This is a genomic window from Nocardia sp. NPDC057440, from assembly GCF_042802915.1.
Taxonomy (GTDB): domain Bacteria; phylum Actinomycetota; class Actinomycetes; order Mycobacteriales; family Mycobacteriaceae; genus Nocardia.
Window position 1 is genome coordinate 14,022 of the sequence record NZ_JBHVDF010000021.1, and the last position, 19,920, is coordinate 33,941.

At 66.6% G+C, this 19,920-nt stretch carries 18 protein-coding genes; 9 read left to right on the forward strand and 9 right to left on the reverse strand.

All coding sequences use genetic code 11. From position 1 onward, the window contains the following. Window positions 1-82: 82 nt before the first annotated feature. Window positions 83-739 carry a TetR/AcrR family transcriptional regulator gene (locus ACFU4Z_RS31680; RefSeq protein ID WP_379070465.1) on the reverse strand — a complete coding sequence of 219 codons (657 nt, stop codon included), beginning with the start codon at window positions 737-739 and terminating at the stop codon, window positions 83-85. Between the two features lie 144 nt (window positions 740-883). On the opposite strand from ACFU4Z_RS31680, the gene ACFU4Z_RS31685 reads away from it, so the two are divergent. The 5 genes from ACFU4Z_RS31685 to ACFU4Z_RS31705 all read left to right on the forward strand — a co-directional run bounded on the left by ACFU4Z_RS31685 (window position 884) and on the right by ACFU4Z_RS31705 (window position 5,886). Further along, on the forward strand, window positions 884-1,267 hold the full coding sequence (locus ACFU4Z_RS31685) for a DoxX family protein (RefSeq protein WP_379070468.1): 384 nt from the start codon (window positions 884-886) through the stop codon (window positions 1,265-1,267). A 113-nt stretch (window positions 1,268-1,380) separates the two neighbouring features. Continuing rightward, window positions 1,381-2,580 (forward strand): NAD(P)/FAD-dependent oxidoreductase, encoded by a 1,200-nt coding sequence (locus tag ACFU4Z_RS31690; protein WP_379070471.1) that lies wholly within the window; start codon window positions 1,381-1,383, stop codon window positions 2,578-2,580. A gap of 280 nt (window positions 2,581-2,860) precedes the next feature. After that, window positions 2,861-3,757 (forward strand): RNA polymerase sigma-70 factor, encoded by an 897-nt coding sequence (locus tag ACFU4Z_RS31695; protein WP_379070473.1) that lies wholly within the window; start codon window positions 2,861-2,863, stop codon window positions 3,755-3,757. Between the two features lie 323 nt (window positions 3,758-4,080). Continuing rightward, a complete protein-coding gene (locus ACFU4Z_RS31700; RefSeq protein WP_379070476.1) occupies window positions 4,081-4,590 on the forward strand; it encodes an HXXEE domain-containing protein in 510 nt (169 codons plus the stop codon). Between the two features lie 372 nt (window positions 4,591-4,962). Then, window positions 4,963-5,886: a glycoside hydrolase gene (locus tag ACFU4Z_RS31705; protein ID WP_379070479.1), complete on the forward strand. Its 924-nt coding sequence runs from the start codon at window positions 4,963-4,965 to the stop codon at window positions 5,884-5,886. Window positions 5,887-6,230: 344 nt separating this feature from the next. Here ACFU4Z_RS31705 and ACFU4Z_RS31710 read toward each other — a convergent pair whose 3' ends face one another. Beyond that, window positions 6,231-6,764: a DUF3145 domain-containing protein gene (locus tag ACFU4Z_RS31710; protein WP_379070482.1), complete on the reverse strand. Its 534-nt coding sequence runs from the start codon at window positions 6,762-6,764 to the stop codon at window positions 6,231-6,233. Window positions 6,765-6,886: 122 nt separating this feature from the next. Then, window positions 6,887-7,717: a serine hydrolase domain-containing protein gene (locus ACFU4Z_RS31715; protein ID WP_379070485.1), complete on the reverse strand. Its 831-nt coding sequence runs from the start codon at window positions 7,715-7,717 to the stop codon at window positions 6,887-6,889. 144 nt (window positions 7,718-7,861) lie between these two features. Here ACFU4Z_RS31715 and ACFU4Z_RS31720 point away from each other — a divergent pair, with 144 nt between their 5' ends. Together ACFU4Z_RS31720 and ACFU4Z_RS31725 are read left to right on the forward strand one after the other, a co-directional pair. Next, entirely contained in the window at window positions 7,862-9,055 is a 1,194-nt protein-coding gene (locus ACFU4Z_RS31720; protein WP_379070488.1) for a serine hydrolase domain-containing protein, read from the forward strand. Window positions 9,056-9,181: 126 nt separating this feature from the next. Beyond that, window positions 9,182-9,526: an iron chaperone gene (locus tag ACFU4Z_RS31725; protein WP_379070491.1), complete on the forward strand. Its 345-nt coding sequence runs from the start codon at window positions 9,182-9,184 to the stop codon at window positions 9,524-9,526. A 12-nt stretch (window positions 9,527-9,538) separates the two neighbouring features. Here ACFU4Z_RS31725 and ACFU4Z_RS31730 read toward each other — a convergent pair whose 3' ends face one another. From ACFU4Z_RS31730 to ACFU4Z_RS31740, 3 genes are all read right to left on the reverse strand, one after another. Further along, the gene (locus ACFU4Z_RS31730; protein ID WP_379070494.1) at window positions 9,539-10,669 is read right to left on the reverse strand and encodes an NDMA-dependent alcohol dehydrogenase; all 1,131 of its coding nucleotides are present in this window, start codon (window positions 10,667-10,669) and stop codon (window positions 9,539-9,541) included. Between the two features lie 174 nt (window positions 10,670-10,843). Continuing rightward, complete coding sequence (locus ACFU4Z_RS31735; protein WP_379070497.1) at window positions 10,844-11,428, reverse strand: DinB family protein; 585 nt, start codon at window positions 11,426-11,428, stop codon at window positions 10,844-10,846. A 141-nt stretch (window positions 11,429-11,569) separates the two neighbouring features. Next, on the reverse strand, window positions 11,570-12,625 hold the full coding sequence (locus ACFU4Z_RS31740) for a phosphotransferase family protein (RefSeq protein WP_379070500.1): 1,056 nt from the start codon (window positions 12,623-12,625) through the stop codon (window positions 11,570-11,572). 89 nt (window positions 12,626-12,714) lie between these two features. Between ACFU4Z_RS31740 and pabB the strand changes: the two genes are divergently transcribed. Further along, window positions 12,715-14,913: an aminodeoxychorismate synthase component I gene (gene pabB, locus ACFU4Z_RS31745; protein ID WP_379070503.1), complete on the forward strand. Its 2,199-nt coding sequence runs from the start codon at window positions 12,715-12,717 to the stop codon at window positions 14,911-14,913. A gap of 163 nt (window positions 14,914-15,076) precedes the next feature. On the opposite strand, the gene ACFU4Z_RS31750 is transcribed toward pabB, so the two are convergent. Further along, a complete protein-coding gene (locus ACFU4Z_RS31750) occupies window positions 15,077-15,568 on the reverse strand; it encodes a hypothetical protein (protein ID WP_379070506.1) in 492 nt (163 codons plus the stop codon). Between the two features lie 239 nt (window positions 15,569-15,807). Between ACFU4Z_RS31750 and ACFU4Z_RS31755 the strand changes: the two genes are divergently transcribed. Next, window positions 15,808-17,736 carry a TerD family protein gene (locus tag ACFU4Z_RS31755; RefSeq protein WP_379070509.1) on the forward strand — a complete coding sequence of 643 codons (1,929 nt, stop codon included), beginning with the start codon at window positions 15,808-15,810 and terminating at the stop codon, window positions 17,734-17,736. A gap of 63 nt (window positions 17,737-17,799) precedes the next feature. Here ACFU4Z_RS31755 and ACFU4Z_RS31760 read toward each other — a convergent pair whose 3' ends face one another. Further along, window positions 17,800-18,519, reverse strand: coding sequence for a TetR/AcrR family transcriptional regulator (locus tag ACFU4Z_RS31760; protein ID WP_379070512.1), 720 nt, complete (start codon window positions 18,517-18,519; stop codon window positions 17,800-17,802). Window positions 18,520-18,527: 8 nt separating this feature from the next. Further along, the gene (locus ACFU4Z_RS31765) at window positions 18,528-19,757 is read right to left on the reverse strand and encodes a cytochrome P450 (protein ID WP_379070517.1); all 1,230 of its coding nucleotides are present in this window, start codon (window positions 19,755-19,757) and stop codon (window positions 18,528-18,530) included. Window positions 19,758-19,920 lie beyond the last annotated feature (163 nt).

Sequence of the window (19,920 nt, forward strand, 5' to 3'; positions counted from 1 at the left end):
CCGGCCGCGCTGTTCACCAGCGCTGCTTGGCATATCGGGGATGCCACCTCGCCGTAGTTCTCCGGCGAATTGGTCGGGTGCATCAATCTGCGCTGCCGCGCGCGGTGTTCGCGTCGTTCTCCTTGATCGCAGCCTCTACCAGGACCCGTGCGGCCCAGGTGACGGCCTCCTGTTCCGCCTGCGGGTCCAGGCCGCGCACGTCGCGCAGGGCGATCTGGGCCTCCCAGCCGACGATGATGGTCAGGGCAGAGATCAGGCGTTGGAACGACTGTTCGCTCAGGGTGTTCCGCAGCGGTTGACAGGCTTGCTCCAGCCATTCCACGCGGCGATGGCCGCGGATCGGGGTGGCCGGGTCTCGGGTGTCGCTCGCCGGCGGGTCGACAGTCAGGCGGATCAGTCGGCGGCCCAGGGGAAGCGATTGCGGTGAGTGCGCCAGCAGGGTCCGAATAAGGGCGTCTACGCGACCTGCGGGGTCGTCGGCGAGTGCGGGGTCGGCCAGCGCCTCTTCGACCGGGGGTTCGTTGAGCGCGCGGGCGGTTGCGTCGATCAGCAGGTGATCCAGGGCTGGGAAGTACGTGTAAATCGTGCGGCGCGACACGTCGGCGGCGGCGGCGATCTCGTCGATGGACGGCGTCGCTCCATCGGCACTGAGTTGGACTGCCGCGGCGAGGATCGCTTTGCGGGTGCGGCGGCGCTGCGCTTCACGTCCGCCGCGGCGGATCGAGTCTTCGCTGGTCATCGTTCCTATTACTCCTCGATGTCGGTTATCGGTCGGCGGCCCGCGCTTGACGCCACCCTCGATTCATGAGTATACATTCGTGCAGTAACTGCACTAGTGTGCAATTACTGCACCGCTGTACCGCTAGAAACGATGGAGAACCTGATGAACCTCACACTGTGGATCGCCGCTGGCCTGCTCGCCGTAGTCGCCCTGGCCAGCGGCATCAGCAAGGCGTTCGTGCCCAAGGCGAAACTGGCCGAGGCCCCTGGCGGGGAATGGACAGCACACGCCAGTGCCGGCTTCGTCAAGCCCCTCGGGATCCTCGAGATCCTGGCTGCGGTCGGCCTGATCCTGCCCGCTGTGCTCGACATCGCACCGGTGCTGGTGCCGGTGACGGCCGTCTGCTGGATCTTGTTGATGGTCGGCGCGATGATCACTCACTTCCGCTCTAGCGAGTTCAAGTTCGTGGCAGTGAACGTGGCCTACCTCGCCCTGGCCGCCTTCGTGGCCTTGGGCCGCTTCGGCGCTGAGTCCTTCACCGCCTGACCAACGACTCCGCGTGCCGACCTCACCTGTGTAGTGACCTGCCTCACGCAATTGTCACAACGATCGATCACGCGGTGTCTTGTGCCCGAACCCCTTGAAACGAAGGAGACACCATGACTGGGAACACCGATGTGGTCGTGATCGGCGGCGGATACGCCGGTGTCATGGCGGCCAATCGCCTGACGCAGCGCGACAACGTGACAGTGACTCTGATCAACCCGCGCCCGAGTTTCGTCGAGCGGATCCGCCTGCACCAACTGGCGGGCGGCTCGCACGACGCCGTCGTCGACTACAGCAAAGTCCTGAGTGAGCGAGTGCGGCTGGTGGTCGACACCGTGACACGGATCGACCCGGCCGCGCGCGGCGTGACATCGGCGAGCGGCGGCACCGTCGGCTATGACTACCTGATTTACGCGGTGGGCAGTGGCAGCGCCGACCCGAGCGTGCCAGGAGCGGCCGAGTTCGCCTACCCGATCGCCGACCTGGAAGAGGCGCAGCGGCTGCGGCCGGTCCTCGACGCCGCGCCCGCCACCGCCGCGGTGACGGTTGTCGGAGCCGGTCCGGCCGGTATCGAGACCGCCGCCGAGCTGGCGGAGCAGGGCCGCACCGTGACCCTGGTCTGCGGCGAGGCGCTCGGCCCGTACCTGCACCCTCGGGGTCGACGCGCGGTGGCCAAGCGGCTGGCCGAGCTCGGGGTGATCGTGCTCGAAGGCCCCGACGCGAAGGTGACCGGTGTGACTCGCGACACCGTGCGGCTCAGTGGCGGCCACACCCTGCGAAGCAACGTGACCATCTGGACCGCCGGATTCGGCGTGCCGGACCTGGCCGCGCGTAGCGGGCTCAGCACCGACGCCATGGGTCGCCTGCTCACGGACGAGACGTTGACCAGCGTGGACGACGTGCGCATCGTCGCGGCCGGGGATTCGGCGGCGCCGTCGGACCTGCCGTTCCGGATGGGCTGCCAGTCCGCGGTGCAGCTGGGCCCGCAGGCCGCCGAGACAGTGCTCAGCCGACTCGCCGGTGAGCAGCCCGCGCCCATCGACGTGGGGTTCGCCGGTCAGTGCATCAGTCTGGGTCGTCGCGCAGGCATCTTCCAGTTCGCTTCCAAAGACGACACCGCGAACAAGTACTACCTCGGCGGCCGCCCGGGCGCGAAGCTCAAGGAATTCGTGTGCAAGAGCACCGTCTGGCAGCTGGCGTACGAGGCACGCAAGCCCGGTTCGCGCACCTGGTGGGCCAAGGATGACAAGCGCAGGCAGCTGCTGCAGGCCAAGCGTGGGGAGGCGCAGGCCACCGCTGAGCGGGCGGCCTAGCCACGCACTCATGGTCGGTCCGGTTGACTATCAACGGATCCGGACTGCACGGCGTGTGGCGACGCCCCGATTACGGGGCGCCGCCACACGCGCTCATCGGCGGTCCGCTGAGCAACGGACCCGGCAGCTCGGCGGTCACAGCCGCGCGCCGAGTGGAGTCCCACTCTCGATCGCCCTGTAGGTCGGATCGAACGGCTACCAACGATAAGGACCTTGCTGTGGATGCATGCTTGAAGGCTGTAGGCAATCAGGGTCGGCCGCGAGGGAGAGGGCTCGAGAGATGAGCGACCACGCCACCAACCCCGCGACCGAGACTTTCGTCGCCCACCGCAACCTGCTCTTCACCGTCGCCTACGAGATGCTCGGATCGGCGGCCGACGCCGAAGACGTCCTCCAGGAAACCTGGCTGCGCTGGGTGAAGGTCGACATGGGGCAGGTCAGCGACCAGCGCGCCTATCTGGTCCGGATCACGACCCGGCAGTCGCTCAACCGGCTGCGCACCATGAAGCGCCGCAAGGAGGCGTACGTCGGCCCATGGCTGCCCGAGCCGATGCTCACCGCGCCGGACGTGGCCGAGGACGTCGAGCTCGCCGAAAGTGTGTCGATGGCGCTGATGCTCGTCCTCGAGACGCTGTCGCCGACCGAGCGTGCCGTCTTCGTGCTGCGCGAGGCCTTCGATGTCAGCTACGACGAGATCGCGGCCGCCCTCGAGAAGACGCCCGCGGCCGTCCGCCAGATCGCGCACCGCGCGCGCCGGCACGTCGATGCCCGACGCCCGCGCTCGGCGGTCTCCCCGAGCCAGACCCGGGCGGCGCTGGAGTCGTTCCAGCGCGCGCTCGAAACCGGGAATCCGCAGGGCCTGCTCGACGTGCTCGCCCCCGAGGTCGTCCTGATGAGCGACGGCGGCGGCATCAAGCGAGCTGCGCTGCGGCCCGTCATCGGCGCCGAGAAGGTGGTCCGCTACATCCTCGGCGGCACCGGCAAGTTCGCAGCCACGCTCACCATCGACCCCACCGTGGTCAACGGCAGCCCGGCGCTCCTCGTATACCTGGACGGCGAGCTCGACGGCATCATGGCGATCCGTATCGAGGACGCCCACATCACCGGCCTCTACTACGTCCGCAACCCGGAGAAGCTGACCCGCGTCGAATCCGCGACCCCGCTCACCCTGCGATGAATACCGGTGGCGGAACAGTCATCCGAGAATCAGGTGCAACGCAGAGACAGCACGCGGCGGCCGGTGTCGTGAGCACCCGACTCAGGGTCGCGAGTTCGCGTCCTCGGCGGGTCATCCACAGGTTCTGACCACTGCTCGACGGTCACCCGCGCTGTGCATCGACGTGTCCATAACTCCGACAGTTCATCGAAACCCGTACTCAGCAGAAGATGGATCGTGGACCCACGCCAGCTTGGGAACACGCCTACAGGCGGTGCCACATTGCGCAGTTCTGATATATAGTGCAATGCGCATGTATGCATTCGATTGAGGAGTTGACGTGGATGTCTGAGCAGTCGGTAGTGATGCGACCTGCCGGTGGGGCGGGTTTCGCCTCGGCGGCGGGAGTGCGAGTGTTGTTCTTCGCGCCGTTCGCGGTGTTCGTGGTGCACACCTTGGAGGAGATGCCGCAGTTCGCGGCCTGGGTGTCGCAACACTTCGCCCACATGACGACCGAGAAGTTCGCGGTCAGCCACATTCCACTGATCTTGCTGGTGTTGTTGTGTTCCTGGCAGGCATCGCGGCCAGATGCCCGAGTCGGGTGGGTGATCATGGCGGTGGCGTTCCAGTGGCAGTTCGCCGTCAACGCCGTCTTCCATCTGGGTACGGCCGCGGTGTTCGGCGACTACTCACCGGGCATGGTCACCGCGGCCACGGTCGCACTTCCGGCCACGGCGTGGTTCTTCACCCGGGTTCGGCACGAACGATTCCTGAGCACCAGGCAACTAGTGCTGGCAGTGGTGATCGGCACGGCGATCGCGGCGGCGGCCATCAGTGTGCTGTGGCTCGGATAGCTAGTCCCACTACCGAATCCTGCTACGCAACGCCTGGGCGACTGGTTGGGCAGGACCTGAGCTCGGTGCCGGCGAAGCCTCACCACCGGTGGAGAAGGTCACCATCGCCTTCGACGACATGGGCGTCGAGTAGGCAGCCGACCCTGATTCGGCGATCTCAGTGGCACGTTCCTCGGCGCACGGAGCCGGTGTTCGTCCCCCCGGGATCGCCCTCGCACGCAGCCGCGATGTCGCCAGAACCCTGACCGCGCCAAGGTCTCCGTTCGACTCCGACCGGTATGGCGAACCGTTCCCGGCTCGGGCCCCTTCCACGGAGAATCGCACGCGGCGTGTCTGCGGCTCCGGGACGATCCGGTCTGAATAATTCGGACGATGACGTCGGGACGGGTCCGTCGGAGGTCGGTGCTGGCGCTGGCGGCCGGTCTGCCGTTGACCGCACTGTCGGTAGGGCGAGCCGTGGGAGGCGAACCGACGGTGCGGTACACAATGTCCGCATTCACCAACAGCAGCGAAACCGATTTGTATGTCTACGAATCCACCGATGCGACCGCATTCCAATTGCTGCGCGGCTCGGCCTACCGGCCGCCGAGCGGAGTGATGCGTGACCCGAGCATCTTCCGGAATGTCGACGGCGATTACTACCTCGCCTACACCGCGTCCGGGGACGGTCAGATCATCGGGTTCGCGCGGAGCAGCGATCGGGTCGCCTGGACACACCTCTTCGACTTCACGGTCCCGATGCTCGGGGTCGAGGCATGCTGGGCGCCCGAGTGGTTCGTCGATGTCGATGGCCGCATCAGCATCATCGTGTCGCTGACCAACGGGCGCCGTTTCACGCCGTATCTGATGACGGCCACCGACGCGTCGTTGCGGTCGTGGAGTGTGCTGACACCGATGGCGGGGCTGGCACCACTCAACCCGTTCGACACCACCGCGATCGGCTATATCGACACCACCGTGGTCGCACACGGCGGCAAGTACTTCGCGTTCACCAAGAACGAGACCACCAAATACATCGAACTCGCCGTCGCCGTCGATCCGGTCGGCCCGTATGTTTTTGTCGCGACGGGCAATTGGGCAGGCTGGGGCACCCCACGCGAAGGCCAGTCACTCATCCGGCTGCCCGATGGCGGCTGGCGTATCTACTTCGACGCCTACACCGAAGACAAATACTTCTACAGCGACAGCCACAACGGTTTCCGCACCTGGACCGCGCCCCGCGAACTCCCCGGGCTGTCCGGAACCATCCGCCACGTCACCGTGTTTCCGGAGAACCTGCCTGAATCCGAAACCTGAGCGGCGGTTCGATCCGCGCTGCGCCCATCAGAACAGCGATCTGTCGCTGCCCGACCCTGCTCGCCGCCGATGCAAGAACATACGACTCAGCATCGTCAGCGAAGCGACTCGGAGTTCACCCCCGTATTCGCCCCGATTTCTCGTTCCTCGCCATCCTTCCGGTACTGCTGATCGGTGCCGAGTTTGTCCTCATCCTCGAACCGATCACACAAATGAATTTGTTCCTCGGGTGGTACCGCATCGCGGCGCGCGTTGAATTCTGCGAACGCTCGCGGTCACAAGTAGCGCTGGACTCCATCCGCGTCTCGAATGGCGGCGCCCAGGGGGCGGAGAAAGACTCCGATCTACCCCACGTCCCGGCGGAGCCACGTGACTTCCGCGCCGGATTCGATTCCGCAGCGGTAAATCTCCAGGTCCTCGTCCCATGCGGTGCCCAGGGCTCGGTCGATTTCGGCGGCGAGGTCGTAGCCCGCGTACTTGCCGAGTTCGCGGGAGGCCTGCAGGAGGGCGCGCAGGCGCATCTCGCCCAGAGTGACATCGCCGTTAGCGCTCGTGGAACCGTGCCAGAGGCCGAGGTTGGGCACGAAGCTGTAGCGCTCGCCGTCGACGCCGTCGCTGGGGTCTTCGGTGACCTCGAAGCGCAGCATCGGCCAGGACCGCAAGGATTGGGCTATCCGGGCCGCGGTGCCCACCGGCCCGACCCAGTCACTGGTTGCGCGCAAATGGCCGTCGGCGGGCTGCGCGGTCCAGCGCAGTTTCGCAGGGGCGGCCAAGGCCGAGGTGAGTGCCCATTCGATATGTGGGCACAGCGCGGCAGGCGACGAGTGGATGTAGACCACACCCGCCGTCGCGTCCGCGAACTGACTCGATGCGCGCACCACTAACACCTCCAGCTTCGACGAGGGACGTCTTCCCCAACGACCCGTCGAATCCGGCGTTGCCTGAGTGTACTGGAGTGCCCGGAGTTACACGTGTTACTTCGGAACCATGTTCCGTGGTGTTACTCAGGTGCCTCATTTCGTGCAAACGTCGACTCCGCGATCACCGCATCGGAGAAGACCGGCCAAACCTCCCGCGCCCAGTCGCCGAAATTCTCGTCGGTCAGCGCGATACTCGCCACCCCTATTTTCGGATCGACCCACAGAAATGTGCCGGACTGCCCGAAATGGCCATAGGTACCAGGCGAATTACCGCCACCGGTCCAGTGCGGCGATTTGCCGTCACGGATCTCGAAACCGAGTCCCCAGTCGTTCGGCCGCTGCGAACCGTAACCGGGCAGCACACCGTTGAGACCCGGAAATTGGACCGACGTCGCTTCGGCGTGCGTCTGCGCGGAGATCAATTGCGGATTCAGCAACTCCGCGGCGAAGCGCGTCAGGTCGGCGACGGTGGAGCGGCCCGCGTGTCCGGCGGGGCCGGTCAGCACGGAGGCGGTCATGCCGAGCGGTTCGAAGACGGCGTCGTGCAGATATTCGGGGAACCCGATACCGGACTGCTCGGCGACGAACGCGGCGAGCACCTCGAAGCCGGCACTGGAGTAGATCCGCCGAGTGCCCGGCGCGGCGAGCACATCGGTCGTGTCGAAGGCGAAACCGGAGGTGTGCGCCAGCAGATGTCGCACCGTCGATCCCGGTGGGCCCGCGGGCTGGTCGAGCTCGATCGCGCCCTCCTCCACCGCGACGAGCACCGCATAGGCGACCAGCGGTTTGGTCACCGACGCGAGCGGAAACACTCGCTCGACATCGCCCGCGGTCGTCGCGCCCGCGCCGGTGACGATACCGGCCCCCGCATGCCGAACCGGCCAGTCCCTGATCTGCTCGAGTGAACGCACCAGGCGAGCGTACGAGACACCCGGCAGACCGAGGTAAGCGGACACTGCCACCGATTCCGCGACGGAAACGTCGCCGGATACTCGACCGGGTCCGTACCGACCGACACCGACAGACTCCGGTACCGCCAGTACCATCTACGAACCATGAGCGCACAGCCCACTATCCACGGCGAGGTGGAGTCCGGTTTCGGACCCGTCGCCGACGCATTTCGCCGCAACTTCTCCCAGCACGGCGAAATCGGCGCCGCGGTAGCCGTCTACGCGGGCGAACGCCCGGTCGTAGACCTGTGGGCGGGTCATCGTGACCGGCGCCGGACGCTGCCGTGGGAGCGGGACACTATCGTCCCGGTGTTCTCCTCGACAAAGGGCATGGCCGGATTCGTCATCGCGACGTTGGTGTCGCGTGGCCTGCTCGATTACGAGGAGCGGGTCGCGACATACTGGCCGGAGTTCGCCGTCAACGGCAAGGACACGGTCACCGTCCGGCAGCTGATCGACCATCAGGCGGGCCTGTCCGGCCTGGACACCGTGGTCCGTCTCCCTCAACTCGCCGACCTCGACGGACTGGCCACCATTCTCGCCGCGCAGAAACCCGCATGGCGCCCCGGCACCCAGCACGGTTATCACGCCATCACCCTCGGCCTCTATCAAGGCGAACTGGTGCGCCGCGTGGATCCCGCGCGCCGCTCGCTGGGCCGGTTCTTCGCCGAGGAGATCGCGAAACCGCTCGGACTCGACTTCTTCATCGGCCTGCCCGCCGAGCAGAGCATGGATCGCATCGCGGCCCTCGCCGCTACCGAGGGCCTGGACATCCTGCGCTACGAGCGCGACATCCCCGTGCGGATCGGCGCCGAATTATTCGCCAAGCGCGGGTTTTCCTATGCGGCGCTGAACAATCCGCGGGTGGGCGCGCCGGCGAGGGCGGCTCGGCGTGAGTTCCTCGAGGTCGAGATGCCCGGCTCCAACGGTGTCGGCAATGCCAGGTCGCTGGCCATGGCGTACGGCGCCGCCGCAGGCCGCACCGGAGCGCTGCCGATCGACAACAACGTGCTCGACAGTCTCGCCGCCGCGAACACGGCCGATGATGTGCCCGCCGAGGATCTGGTGCTGCACACCAAGAGTCGCTACCACCTCGGTTTCCGCAAGTCGCGCGGCTCGTTCAGCTTCGGCTCCGACAAGCGCGCCTACGGCACAACCGGTCTCGGCGGCTCGTTCGGATTCGCCGATCCGGTAACCGGTCTCGGCTTCGGCTACTCGATGAACCGCCTCGGTCTCGCGGTACTCGACGACGTCCGCAGCCGCAATCTGCGCGCGGCGCTGCTGCGCTCTTACGCCTGACCATATCTCGCCGCGCGCTACTCGCCGCCGCTGCGCGGGTGGCGCACCGCGCGGAATTAGACTGATGCTGCTCGACAAGCTCGCCGAATCTATCCATCGGGAACCCCGCACGGAATCGAGGAGCTCGTGGCAGCGAAACCAGCGAATATCGACGCCTACATCAAGTCGTTCCCCGAGGATGTCGCAGCGGTCCTCACGGAAATCCGGCGCACCATCACCGGGGTGCTGCCAGACGCGACAGAGGCGATCGCCTACGACATCCCGACCTTCCAGCGCAACGGCCACAACGTCGTTCATTTCGCGGGCTGGAAAAAGCACGTCAGCCTGTATCCGATCCCGGACGGCGATGCCGCGTTCGAACTCGAGATCGCGCCGTACCGGGCCGGCAAGGGCACAGTGAAATTCCCGCTCGGCGAGCCGATTCCGTACGACCTCGTCGCACGAATCGCCGCCATGCTCGCCGAGCGGTGACCGCCGCGACTGTTACCAGTCGGCCTCGGTGTACTTGATGATGCCGCGAATGTTCTTGCCGTCCAGCATGTCCTGGTAGCCCTGGTTGATCTCCTCCAGGGAGTAGCTGCGGGTCACCATGTCGTCCAGGTTGAGCTGGCCCGCCTTGTACAGCGACAGCAGGTGCGGCGCGTCCTGGCGGGCGTTGCCGCCGCCGAAGATGCAGCCCTTCACCGTCTTCTGCAGCATGGACAGCAGGAAGGTGTTCATCTTGACGTCACCCGCGTCCATGCGGCCCATCGAGGTGATCACAAGGGTGCCCGCCTTGGCCGTCAGGATCAGGCCCTCTTCGACGTAGTCGCCGTGCATTTCCCCCATGGTGAGGATGACCTTCTGCGCCATCCGGCCCTCGGTGGCCTCGATCAGCGGCATGATCGCGGCGGCCATGCTCTCGTAGGTGTGCGTGGCGCCGAACTTCTGCGCCTGCTCCCGCTTCCACGGGTTCGGGTCGATCGCAACGACTTTGGAGGCGCCGGCGAGCACCGCGCCCTGCAGGGCGCTCATGCCGACACCGCCGATGCCTGCGATCACCACGGTCTCGCCCGGCTTGACCTCGGCGACATGCGTGGAGGACCCGAAGCCGGTCGGCACGCCGCAGCCGACGAGGCAGGCGACCTCGAACGGGATGGTCGGGTCGATCTTCACCACCGAGGTGTGGTGCACCGTCATGTACGGCGCGAAGGTGCCGAGCAGGCACATCGGGATGACATTCTCACCGCGCGCCTGGATGCGATAGGTGCCGTCGCTGATCGCCTGACCCATCAGCAGCCCGGCGCCCAGGTCGCACAGCGCCATATTGCCGCTCACGCACGCCGGACAGCGGCCGCAGGCCGGGATGAACGACAGGATCACGTGGTCGCCGACCTCCAGGTCGGCGGGGCAGTTGGGCCCGAGCTTGGTGATCACGCCCGCGCCTTCGTGGCCGCCCATCACGGGGTAGCCGGGCATCGGGGTCGCACCGGTCACGATGTGGTGGTCCGAGTGGCACATTCCGGCGGTTTCCATCCGGATCTGGACCTCACCGGCGACCGGGTCACCGACCTCGATCTCCTCCACCGACCACGGCTGGTCGATCCCCCACAGGATCGCGCCTTTCGTCTTCATTCGTGTAGACCTCTCGCATGCACGGGCTTCTATGTGACTGCACCCACACTACGAGAAAACTGTAACGCGTTCTAGTACCGGGTCGAAAATTCGTCGGCGCGGATCAGCCGAACACTCGAACAGGTTCCAATTCCCGTCGCCCCCTGCCCTGCTCGCTTCAGATCCTGCCCGATTTCAGCCGCGCACGTCGTGCACATGATGAATCACGTCGTGCACGAAATAGCCGGCGAGCGTCTCCACGGTGAAGGTCGAGCCGTCGCTGCGCCGCACCTGGAATCCACGGTCGGCAACGGGCACCGATTCGAGCGCGCGCGCCACCCCGTCGGCAGCCTCGGTCAGCTCGGCGGCCACGGTGGCCGGGTCCTGCTCGCCGTATCCGTCGGCGATCGCCGTTTCGTCCTGGTCCCAGTTCGAGAACACCGGCACCCCGTCGGCGGCAGCCGCGGCATCGATCCCCCGCGCATCGAAGGCGGGCACTCGGGGGTCGACCGCCTCGCCGCGGGCCGCGACCGCGGTCCGATAGGCGAAGATTCGGCACACATCGCGCACATGGGCGGCGTACTCCAGCGCCGACCACGTCCCCTCGTCCGGACGTGTGAGCGCGTCCGGCAACGTCAATCTCGCCGCCAACCGACCGGCATACTCCCGAGCCAGCCCCGGGACCGTTTCGTACGGCGTCGCCGCGGCGTCGAATCCACATTCGGGACAGGACCGCTCGAGGACCCAGGTCCAGTTCTTCACGTCAGGCACGATTGGCATGCGACCCAGCCTATTGTTGGCCGAATATCATCAGCCACATAAATACAGCCACATGTGCGCGATATTCCGACAACCAACGGCATGGAGATCCGAACGAAGGGCGACCCCGGATACACAGACAGCCGCCATCCACTGGCCGGACTACTCCATCAAGCTTTGCGCACGCTCGAAGAGCTCGAGGGTGATGGCATGCAGGAAATCGCCGACCTGCTTGGGCGCTTTGCCCGCGAAAGCGCGAGCATGGGTGCCTTCCAGCACGATGCCGAGCTTGAAGCAGGCCAGCACGGTGTACCACGGGACCACGCTGAGATCACGGTCGGAGAACTTGCCGTAGTGCGCGATCATCTCCTCCGGGGTCGGCAGCCCGCCGACCGCGCCGAGCTTGCCGACCAGCGCCGCACCCGCGGTGCCCGGCACCGGACGGGTGGCGATCTGCCAGCCGAGGTCGAGCAGCGGATCGCCGATGGTGGACATCTCCCAGTCCACCATCGCCGCCACCTCGGGGCCATCGAAGGAGAACATCATGTTCGCCAAATGGCAGTCGCCGTGCAGGATGCCGGGCGTCCACCGCGCGGGCCGATTGCGATCGAGCCACTCGCCGACCTGCCGCACACCCGGGATCGCCGGGCCCGGGTAACCCTCGTTGGACGAATAGGACTCGAGTTCACCGAGCCAGCGCGGCACCTGCCGTTCCAGGAAGCCATCGGGTTTGCCGTAGTCGGCGAGTCCGAGCGCCTGATAGTCCAGCGCCCCGAGCCGTGCGATCGCCTCCACCGCAGACAGACCCATCTGCCGCCGAATCTCCGGATCGCCCGCGTGCAACTCGGGCAGCTCGTTCTGCGGATTGAATCCGGTGATCGGCTCCATCAGATAGAAGACGGCGCCGAGGACCGTTTCGTCGGGGCAGGCGGCGATCACTCGCGGCGCGCGCACATCGGCGCCGTCGAGCGCCCCGAGCAGCCTCGCCTCGCGCCGGATCACCTCATTGCTCTTGGCACGCAGATGCTTGGGGCCGCGGCGCAATACGTAGTCCCGGCCGCCCCTGGCGAAGCGCAGCATGATGTTCTGCGTCCCGCCGCCGAGCGATGTCACCCCCTCGAACTCACCACCAGGCAGGCCCTGCTCATCCATCCACTTCCCGACCACGGTGAAGTCGACAACGTCACGATCCACGTCGACCGGCTGCGCAACAGACATGTCCGACATTGTGCCTCATCGGTTCACTCCAACTGAAGGCAGTTGACAACAGTTAGCCGTTCCGGGCTGCGCGTAGGGTTCCAGACACCATGCACACGTTGTTGATCGACAATTACGACTCGTTCACCTATAACCTGTATCAGCTGATCAGCGAAGTGAACGGCGTAGAACCGACGGTGGTGCGCAACGACGAGGTCGACGATCTCACGCGGCTGGATCTCGCCCGTTTCGACAACATTGTCATCTCCCCAGGCCCCGGCCGGCCCGACGTCGCCCGCGATGTCGGCATCTCGGCAGCAGTGATCCGCGAGACGGAGCTGCCCTTGCTCGGTGTATGTCTCGGGCACCAAGGGATCGTGGTCGCGGCAGGCGGCGTGGTCACGGGCGCGCCCGTGGCCCGGCACGGCTATCTCGACCACATCGAGCACGACGGCAGCGACCTGTTCGCCGGACTCCCCGGCGGCTTCACCGCCGTGCGCTACCACTCGCTGTGCGCCCAGCGTCCGCTCCCCGACAGCCTGGAAATCACGGCGGTCGCCGCCGACGGGGTGATCATGGGCGTCCGTCACCGCAGTAGACCGCAGTGGGGCGTGCAGTTCCATCCCGAATCGATAGCCGGCGAACACGGCGCGGCGCTGCTGCGAAACTTCGCCGAACTCACCGCGGCCCAACCGGTGGCACCACATGTGCACCGGTTCGTGACAGGCAGATCGGGAACCGGGCGGCCCTCGATCATCGGACAATCCGGATCCATCACCAGGGTGCGCGAGCAACACGCTTCCGGCACAACGGGATTCATCCGGGCAACCACGCGGTTCGCGCCCGCGACCGAGCGGGGGGCCCGGCTCGGCTACGGCGAACCCGTGCGCCCTCGGCAGATCGAACACAGCGTCATCGAACGAGCCATCGATGCCGAGGCCGCCTTCCTCCGGCTGTATGCCGACTCGCCGACCGCATTCTGGCTCGACAGCGAGCACGTCGAACCCGGCCTCGACCGGTTTTCCTTCCTCGGCGATGCGGGCGGCCCGCTGGCCGAGGTGGTTCGCTATCGGGTCGGCGAGGGCGCGGTCACCGTCGAGTCCTCCGATGGGAGCCGACGCCGTGTCCCCGGCACGATCCTCGATTATCTCGCCGCCGAGACCCGCCGGAGATTTGTCGAACTTCCCGATCTGCCTTTCGATTTCGCAGGCGGCTATGTCGGGTACCTCGGTTACGAGGTGAAGGCCGAGTGCGGAGCCGAGGCGGCGCACCGGGCACCGACGCCGGACGCGCAGTGGATCTTCGCCGATCGGATGGTGGTCGTCGACCACGTGGGTGGGCGCACCCACGTGGTCGCGCTCACCGATCCCGTGCCCGAGGCGCTGCGCGCGAGCGCGGACTGGCTGCGCGATACCCATGAGATCCTGGAATCCCTGCCCACATGGGCGAATCCACCGACGCTCGAAGCGTTCTCCGACACCGCCGCCGTGGCGCCGCTGTTCACCAGGGGCCGCGACCGCTACCTGGCCGACATCGCCGTCTGCCAGGACCGGCTGCACGCAGGCGAATCCTACGAAATCTGCCTCACCGACAATGCGACCTTCGCCGCCGCCGAATCCGACGGTCTCGACTTCTACCGCCGCCTTCGCCGCTGCAATCCCGCGCCCTACGCCGCATACCTGCGCTTCGACGACCTCGAAATCGCGTGCTCCTCACCGGAACGCTTCCTCAAGGTCGATCGGGCACGCACCGTGGAGAGCAAGCCGATCAAAGGCACCGCGCCCCGCGGCAGTACTCCGGCCGAGGACGAGCGGCTGCGCCGCGAGCTGGCCGACAGCCCCAAGACCCGCGCCGAGAACCTGATGATCGTCGACCTGCTGCGCAACGACCTCGGCCGGGTGTGCCAGATCGGCAGCGTGCACGTCCCGAAGCTGATGGCCACCGAGACGTATTCGACCATGCACCAACTGGTCTCGACCGTCCGCGGCACGCTGCGCCCGAACGTCGATGCGGTCGACTGCCTGCGCGCCTGTTTCCCCGGCGGCTCGATGACCGGCGCGCCCAAGAAGCGCACCATGGAAATCATCGACGAACTGGAAACCGAAGCGCGCGGCGTCTACTCGGGAACCATCGGCTTCCTCGGCCTGGCAGGCACCGCCGACCTCAATATCGTCATCCGCACCGCCGTGCGCCACAACGGTCTGTGGCGCATCGGCGCGGGCGGCGCCATCGTCCTCGACTCCGACCCCGAGGACGAGTACCACGAAACGCTCCTGAAGGCGGCCGCCACCTACCGGGCCGCGCGATAACCGGCATCGGCTTCCGGCTCGAATCCGCGCGATGTCCTATCGGCCGCCCCGTCTGGGGCTCCGCACCGGTTGCGGGCACCTATTGCGGGCGTGCACGCCGACAGTTGACGCATGCTGACGACCTGCCTGTCACCCGGATGGCCACGAGAACGGCCCGGCCCGGTTACTTCTTTCGGCCGCGTGTTCGTGGTGGTTCGGGCTCGACCGGCGGCTCCGGAGCGCGACCGGCGAATCGGCCGAGGATCGAGACGCCCGGCAACCGGGACAGCGCGGTGAAGAGGTCTTCGCCGAGCCCGATCATCGCCTCGAGCCTCGGCAACAGCCGGTCGTAGGCCGCGAATGCCGGATCCGCGAGTGCCAGGGTGCGGTCGAGGCGGTCGATGGTGGAGTTGAGTCGGTCGACCGCGGTCGAGAGATTCTCGATCAGGTCGGGCAATTGAGCCGCCAACTGTGCCGACGCCGGTGGCAGCCGCACCGCGGCGTCGAATGCCTGCCCCGCCGTCAGCTGCGCCGCGTCCAGCGCCGCGCCCGCCGCCGACTGGGCCGCGGCCGCCGCCGACTGAGCAGCGGCCAGGATGTCGCCCGCACTCGGCACACGCGGACCCGGCGCTTTAGAAGTCGTCGTTTTACGGCCTGACCCTTTTGGGGTGCTCATGACTCCACTGTGCCGTACCGGACAGCCGATCGAACGGAAGCCGTACCGGTCAGTCTGTGACCGATTTCGGACAAGGCCTGCGCTGTATCCGAGTACTGCCAGCGCTCCACGGGTGAATCCTTGCGGATCGGGCGACGCATGCCCGGCTTGCCTTCGTCGACTCCGCCGCGTCGCGCACCGCCGAGCGTCGACCTCGCCGAATTCGGCGTGTCGGACCCGCGTGGCATAGTTCCAGCACGATGAAACTCAGCAAAGGCGCCAACGCACCGGTACCGACATCCCTTCTTGCCGTGGTTGTTTCATGGCGGTCGGATCATGTCGTCGATGCGCATGCGCTGTTGCTGAGCGACTCGGGCTCGGTACGGACCGATCGCGATCTCGTGTTCTTCAACGCGCCACGGCATGTCTCGCAGGCGGTGACACTCGACCAGGAACCCGCGCCGGGCACGGCCCGGCTGAGCGTCTCGTTGCCGCGCACCGAAACCGACGTGCAGCGAATCGTCATCGCGGGCTCGGTCGACGGAGGCACTTTCGGCGACATCACCGGTTTGACGCTCACCGTCCATGCCGCCGACGGCCCGGTGACGCAGTTCGAAGTCACCGACACCGACTCGGTGGCCGCGATGATGTTCGGCGAGTTCTACCGACGGGACGGTCAGTGGCGGTTCCGTGCCATCGGACAGGGGTGGTCGAGTGGGTTGGCGGGGCTCGTCACCGAATTCGGCGTCAGCGTCGACGATCCGGCCGAGCGGACCCCGGCGCGCCCGCCCGCCGCCCGAGCCGCGAACCCGTTCGGCAGGACACACCCTCCGACCACATCCCGACTCGTGGGCGCCTCCGGCGGGAACCGGTCGGCGGCGACCGCTCCCCGATCGGTGGCTCCGCTCGACCGGACTCGCGCGTCCGAGCGTGCGTCCCGATCCATCGACCACGCGCAGGATGCCGGAATGCCCGCGCGCGCCGATTCCTTCGATGACGCAGGACTACCCACAAGCGCCGACCGGTCGAGCGACCCACCGGACGGAAGTCGAGCAACGGCGGCATCCCGGCCGGTCGACCTCGAGCGCCACCGCGGATCGGTCGAACAAGCGTCACCGCCGCCCCCGAATCCGCAACGCGCAGACTGGCATCCGGACCCGGAAGACTCCGCTCGGATGCGCTGGTGGGACGGGAACGAATGGACCGGGGCCACCCACCCGCGCAGGCAACTCGGTCCCCGCGACTGTGCTCGGTGCGCCAACCCGCTGCGCCGCAAACTCTTCGGCGGTCTCGCGCCGTGCCAGGCCTGTGCGCTCGAGATCGAGGAATTCCTCACCCACTGGCACACCCAGGCCTGGCGGGTGCTCACGGCGTCGGGGCCACGCGGCGACGACTGGGCCGCGTTGTGGGCGTCGCTGCGATATCAGCGCATCGACGAGGGCGCGGGGCGTGAGGCCCTGCGCGATGGCGCACTCAGCTATGTGGAGCGGCTGGTCACCTTCGCCTTCGCTGACGGCGAGGTGGAGCCGGCCGAGTTCGAGGCCTTCGAGCATGCCATCGCGGAGCTGGCGCTGAGTGGGCCGCTGATCGAAGACCTGCGCAGGCGAATGCACCGCGGCCGCACCCTGTCTCGGCTGCGGGCGGGCGACCTGCCGATGATCCGCACTCCGGGACTACACCTCGATCCCGAGGAGAAGGTGCACCTCGATCTGCCCGCGATCCATGTCCGGCAGTTGGCGCGCGGTCCGAAACTCACCGACGGCCGACTGATCGGCAGCAATAAGAAACTCCGCTTCGTCGGGGCGGACACCGGCATCGAACTGCCCTGGGCGCGAGTCGTTTCCGTGCACCGCGAACAGAACGCGGTGGTGCTCGCCGCCACCTCGGCACGCGGCGGCGCGACCTTCGAAGTCGCCGATCCCGACTACGTCGCCGCGGCTTTGGAAGGTGCGCTGCGGGTGGCCAAACGACTGATCCTGACCCCGGGCCAACGCGACACCCGCAGCATCCCGCAGGAGGTCAAAGCCGAAGTGTGGCAACGTGACGGCGGCAAGTGCGTCGAATGCGGCGACGGCCACTACCTCGAGTTCGACCACATCATTCCGCTCAGCCGCGGCGGTGCGACAAGCGCGTCGAACCTCCAAATCCTGTGCCGCGCATGCAACCGCACCAAGGGCGCCCGCATCTGACCGCCGCGGGCACACACACCCGGCAACCGACCGGCGCCGAGGGCCGCGCTGCCCGGCAATTGCCTAGTCCGCGATGAATCCGGCGGCCCGCCCCAGCTCTGCCAGCATCGTGTCGAAAAGGATCTCGGGGTGGGACAGCGGGATCGGGTAATTGCCGAAGACTTCGAGGGTGACATGGCCGTAGAGGCGGGCCCAGATCTGAATCATCAGATAGGTCACCCCGAGGTCCAGCTTTTCGGCAGGGAACTTCTGGCCTGCCTCCGACATCGCGGCGAGCAGCTCGGTCTGGAAGCCGACGAGATCCTCGCGCAGGTCCCCCGGAATCACATCGGTCGGCGGCGTCACGACGTCGTAGGTCGCGAGCAGGCGGCCCGCGGCGGCCAGGAAAATGCGGCCGAACGGTTCGTCGAAGCGCCGCATCACACCCGAGCGGCCGGCGCCGGGCGAGGCGAACACCAGGGTGAACTCCCTGGTGTGCGCCAGCGCCCAGCGTCGGAAACCCTTGCAGATGGCGACGAATTGCACCGCGCCGTCATCGGGCAGGGTGTCGATCTCGGCCGACAGTTCGGCCGCGAGATCCGCGCAGAACTCCAGGCGCAGGCTCTCCAGCAGATCATCGAGCGACCGGTAGTAGCGGTACAGGGCAGGAGCGGTGATCCCGAGTTCCCGGGCGATCGCCCGCAACGTGACCGCCTCCGGCCCCTGCTCGACCAGCAGCGCACGGGCCACCCGCCGGATGTCTCCGTCGGAGACCACCGGCGCACGGCCGCGCGGTTTACTCATACTGAGATTCAAGCGTATTCGACTTCCCAGCGCTTGATGCCGTTGAGCCAGCCCGAGCGCAGCCGCACCGGGTCGGACACCTGGCGCAGGTTCGGCATCACGTCGGCGATGGCGTTGAACATCAGGTCGATCTCCAACCTGGCCAGATTCGCGCCGACGCAGTAATGGGTGCCGGTGCCACCGAAGCCGACGTGCGGGTTCGGGTTGCGCAGCACGTCGAAGGTGAACGGATCCTCGAACCCGTCCTCGTCGAAATTGGCCGAGCCGTAGAACAATCCGACCCGCTGCCCCTTCTTGATCTCCTGGCCGCCGATCGCGGTGTCCCGCGTCGCGGTACGTTGGAACGCGGTCACGGGGGTGGCCCAGCGCACGATCTCGTCGGGCGCGGTGCGGGGCCGCTGCTGCTTGTAGAGCTCCCACTGGTCCGGATTGTCGACGAATGCCTTCATGCCGTGGGTGATCGAGTTACGGGTGGTCTCGTTCCCCGCCACCGAAAGCAAGATGACGAAGAACGCGAACTCGTCGGAGCCCAGGTTCTCACCGTTGATATCGGCACTGATCAGCTGGGTGACAATATCGTCGGCCGGGCACCTGCGCCGCTCTTCGGCCATGTTCCAGGCATAGCCCATGACTTCGGCGGTGGCGGTGTGATGGTTGCCGTCGAACTCCGGATCGTCGTAGGAGATCATCTGGTTGGTCCAGTCGAAGAGCTTCTTACGGTCGTCCTGGGGGACGCCGATGAGCTCGGCGATGGCCTGTAGCGGCAGCTCGCACGCGATCTGCTCGACGAAGTCACCGCGGCCGGACTTCTTGGCGTCGTGCACGATCTTGGCGGCCCGCTCGGTGAGTGCGGCGCGCAGGCTCTCGACCGCGCGTGGGGTGAAGCCTTTGGAGATGATGCGGCGGATCTTGGTGTGCTGCGGCGGATCGAGGTTCAGCATCAGCATGTTGCCGAGCATGTCGATCTGCTCGCGAGTGGTCTCCTCGTTGAACCGGATGATCGCCGTGTTCTCATGCGAGGAGAACACCTCCGGATTCTTCGAGATCTCCTTGATGTGGTCGAGCTTGGACACCACCCAGTAGCCGCCGTCGTCGAAGCCGCTGGACCGGTCGGACTGGGCGCACCACCACACCGGGGCGGTGCGGCGCAGCTCGGCGAATTCCTGGATCGGCAAACGGCTGGCGAGCAGGTCAGGGTCGGTGAAGTCGAATCCTGCGGGAATCGAAGGCGTGGTCACGGCTATCTCCTAGCGGTCTGGGCTGCAGACCTCACAACGATGTGTGGAACACGTTCCATAGGAGATAGAACCACAGCATACCCTCTTGTGAACAGTGTTTACTAAAACCTGTTTACTTTTCTTTGGCCGTACCCAGGAAAACCCTGACAGTTCGCCCGAACAG

Excerpts from the sequence above, each read along its gene's own strand:
- ACFU4Z_RS31680 (WP_379070465.1), bottom strand. The coding sequence starts at position 739 with ATGACCAGCGAAGACTCGATCCGCCGCGGCGGACGTGAAGCGCAGCGC.
- ACFU4Z_RS31685 (WP_379070468.1), top strand. The coding sequence starts at position 884 with ATGAACCTCACACTGTGGATCGCCGCTGGCCTGCTCGCCGTAGTCGCC.
- ACFU4Z_RS31690 (WP_379070471.1), top strand. The coding sequence starts at position 1,381 with ATGACTGGGAACACCGATGTGGTCGTGATCGGCGGCGGATACGCCGGT.
- ACFU4Z_RS31695 (WP_379070473.1), top strand. The coding sequence starts at position 2,861 with ATGAGCGACCACGCCACCAACCCCGCGACCGAGACTTTCGTCGCCCAC.
- ACFU4Z_RS31700 (WP_379070476.1), top strand. The coding sequence starts at position 4,081 with ATGTCTGAGCAGTCGGTAGTGATGCGACCTGCCGGTGGGGCGGGTTTC.
- ACFU4Z_RS31705 (WP_379070479.1), top strand. The coding sequence starts at position 4,963 with ATGACGTCGGGACGGGTCCGTCGGAGGTCGGTGCTGGCGCTGGCGGCC.
- ACFU4Z_RS31720 (WP_379070488.1), top strand. The coding sequence starts at position 7,862 with ATGAGCGCACAGCCCACTATCCACGGCGAGGTGGAGTCCGGTTTCGGA.
- ACFU4Z_RS31730 (WP_379070494.1), bottom strand. The coding sequence starts at position 10,669 with ATGAAGACGAAAGGCGCGATCCTGTGGGGGATCGACCAGCCGTGGTCG.
- ACFU4Z_RS31735 (WP_379070497.1), bottom strand. The coding sequence starts at position 11,428 with ATGCCAATCGTGCCTGACGTGAAGAACTGGACCTGGGTCCTCGAGCGG.
- ACFU4Z_RS31740 (WP_379070500.1), bottom strand. The coding sequence starts at position 12,625 with ATGTCTGTTGCGCAGCCGGTCGACGTGGATCGTGACGTTGTCGACTTC.
- pabB (WP_379070503.1), top strand. The coding sequence starts at position 12,715 with ATGCACACGTTGTTGATCGACAATTACGACTCGTTCACCTATAACCTG.
- ACFU4Z_RS31750 (WP_379070506.1), bottom strand. The coding sequence starts at position 15,568 with ATGAGCACCCCAAAAGGGTCAGGCCGTAAAACGACGACTTCTAAAGCG.
- ACFU4Z_RS31755 (WP_379070509.1), top strand. The coding sequence starts at position 15,808 with ATGAAACTCAGCAAAGGCGCCAACGCACCGGTACCGACATCCCTTCTT.
- ACFU4Z_RS31760 (WP_379070512.1), bottom strand. The coding sequence starts at position 18,519 with ATGAGTAAACCGCGCGGCCGTGCGCCGGTGGTCTCCGACGGAGACATC.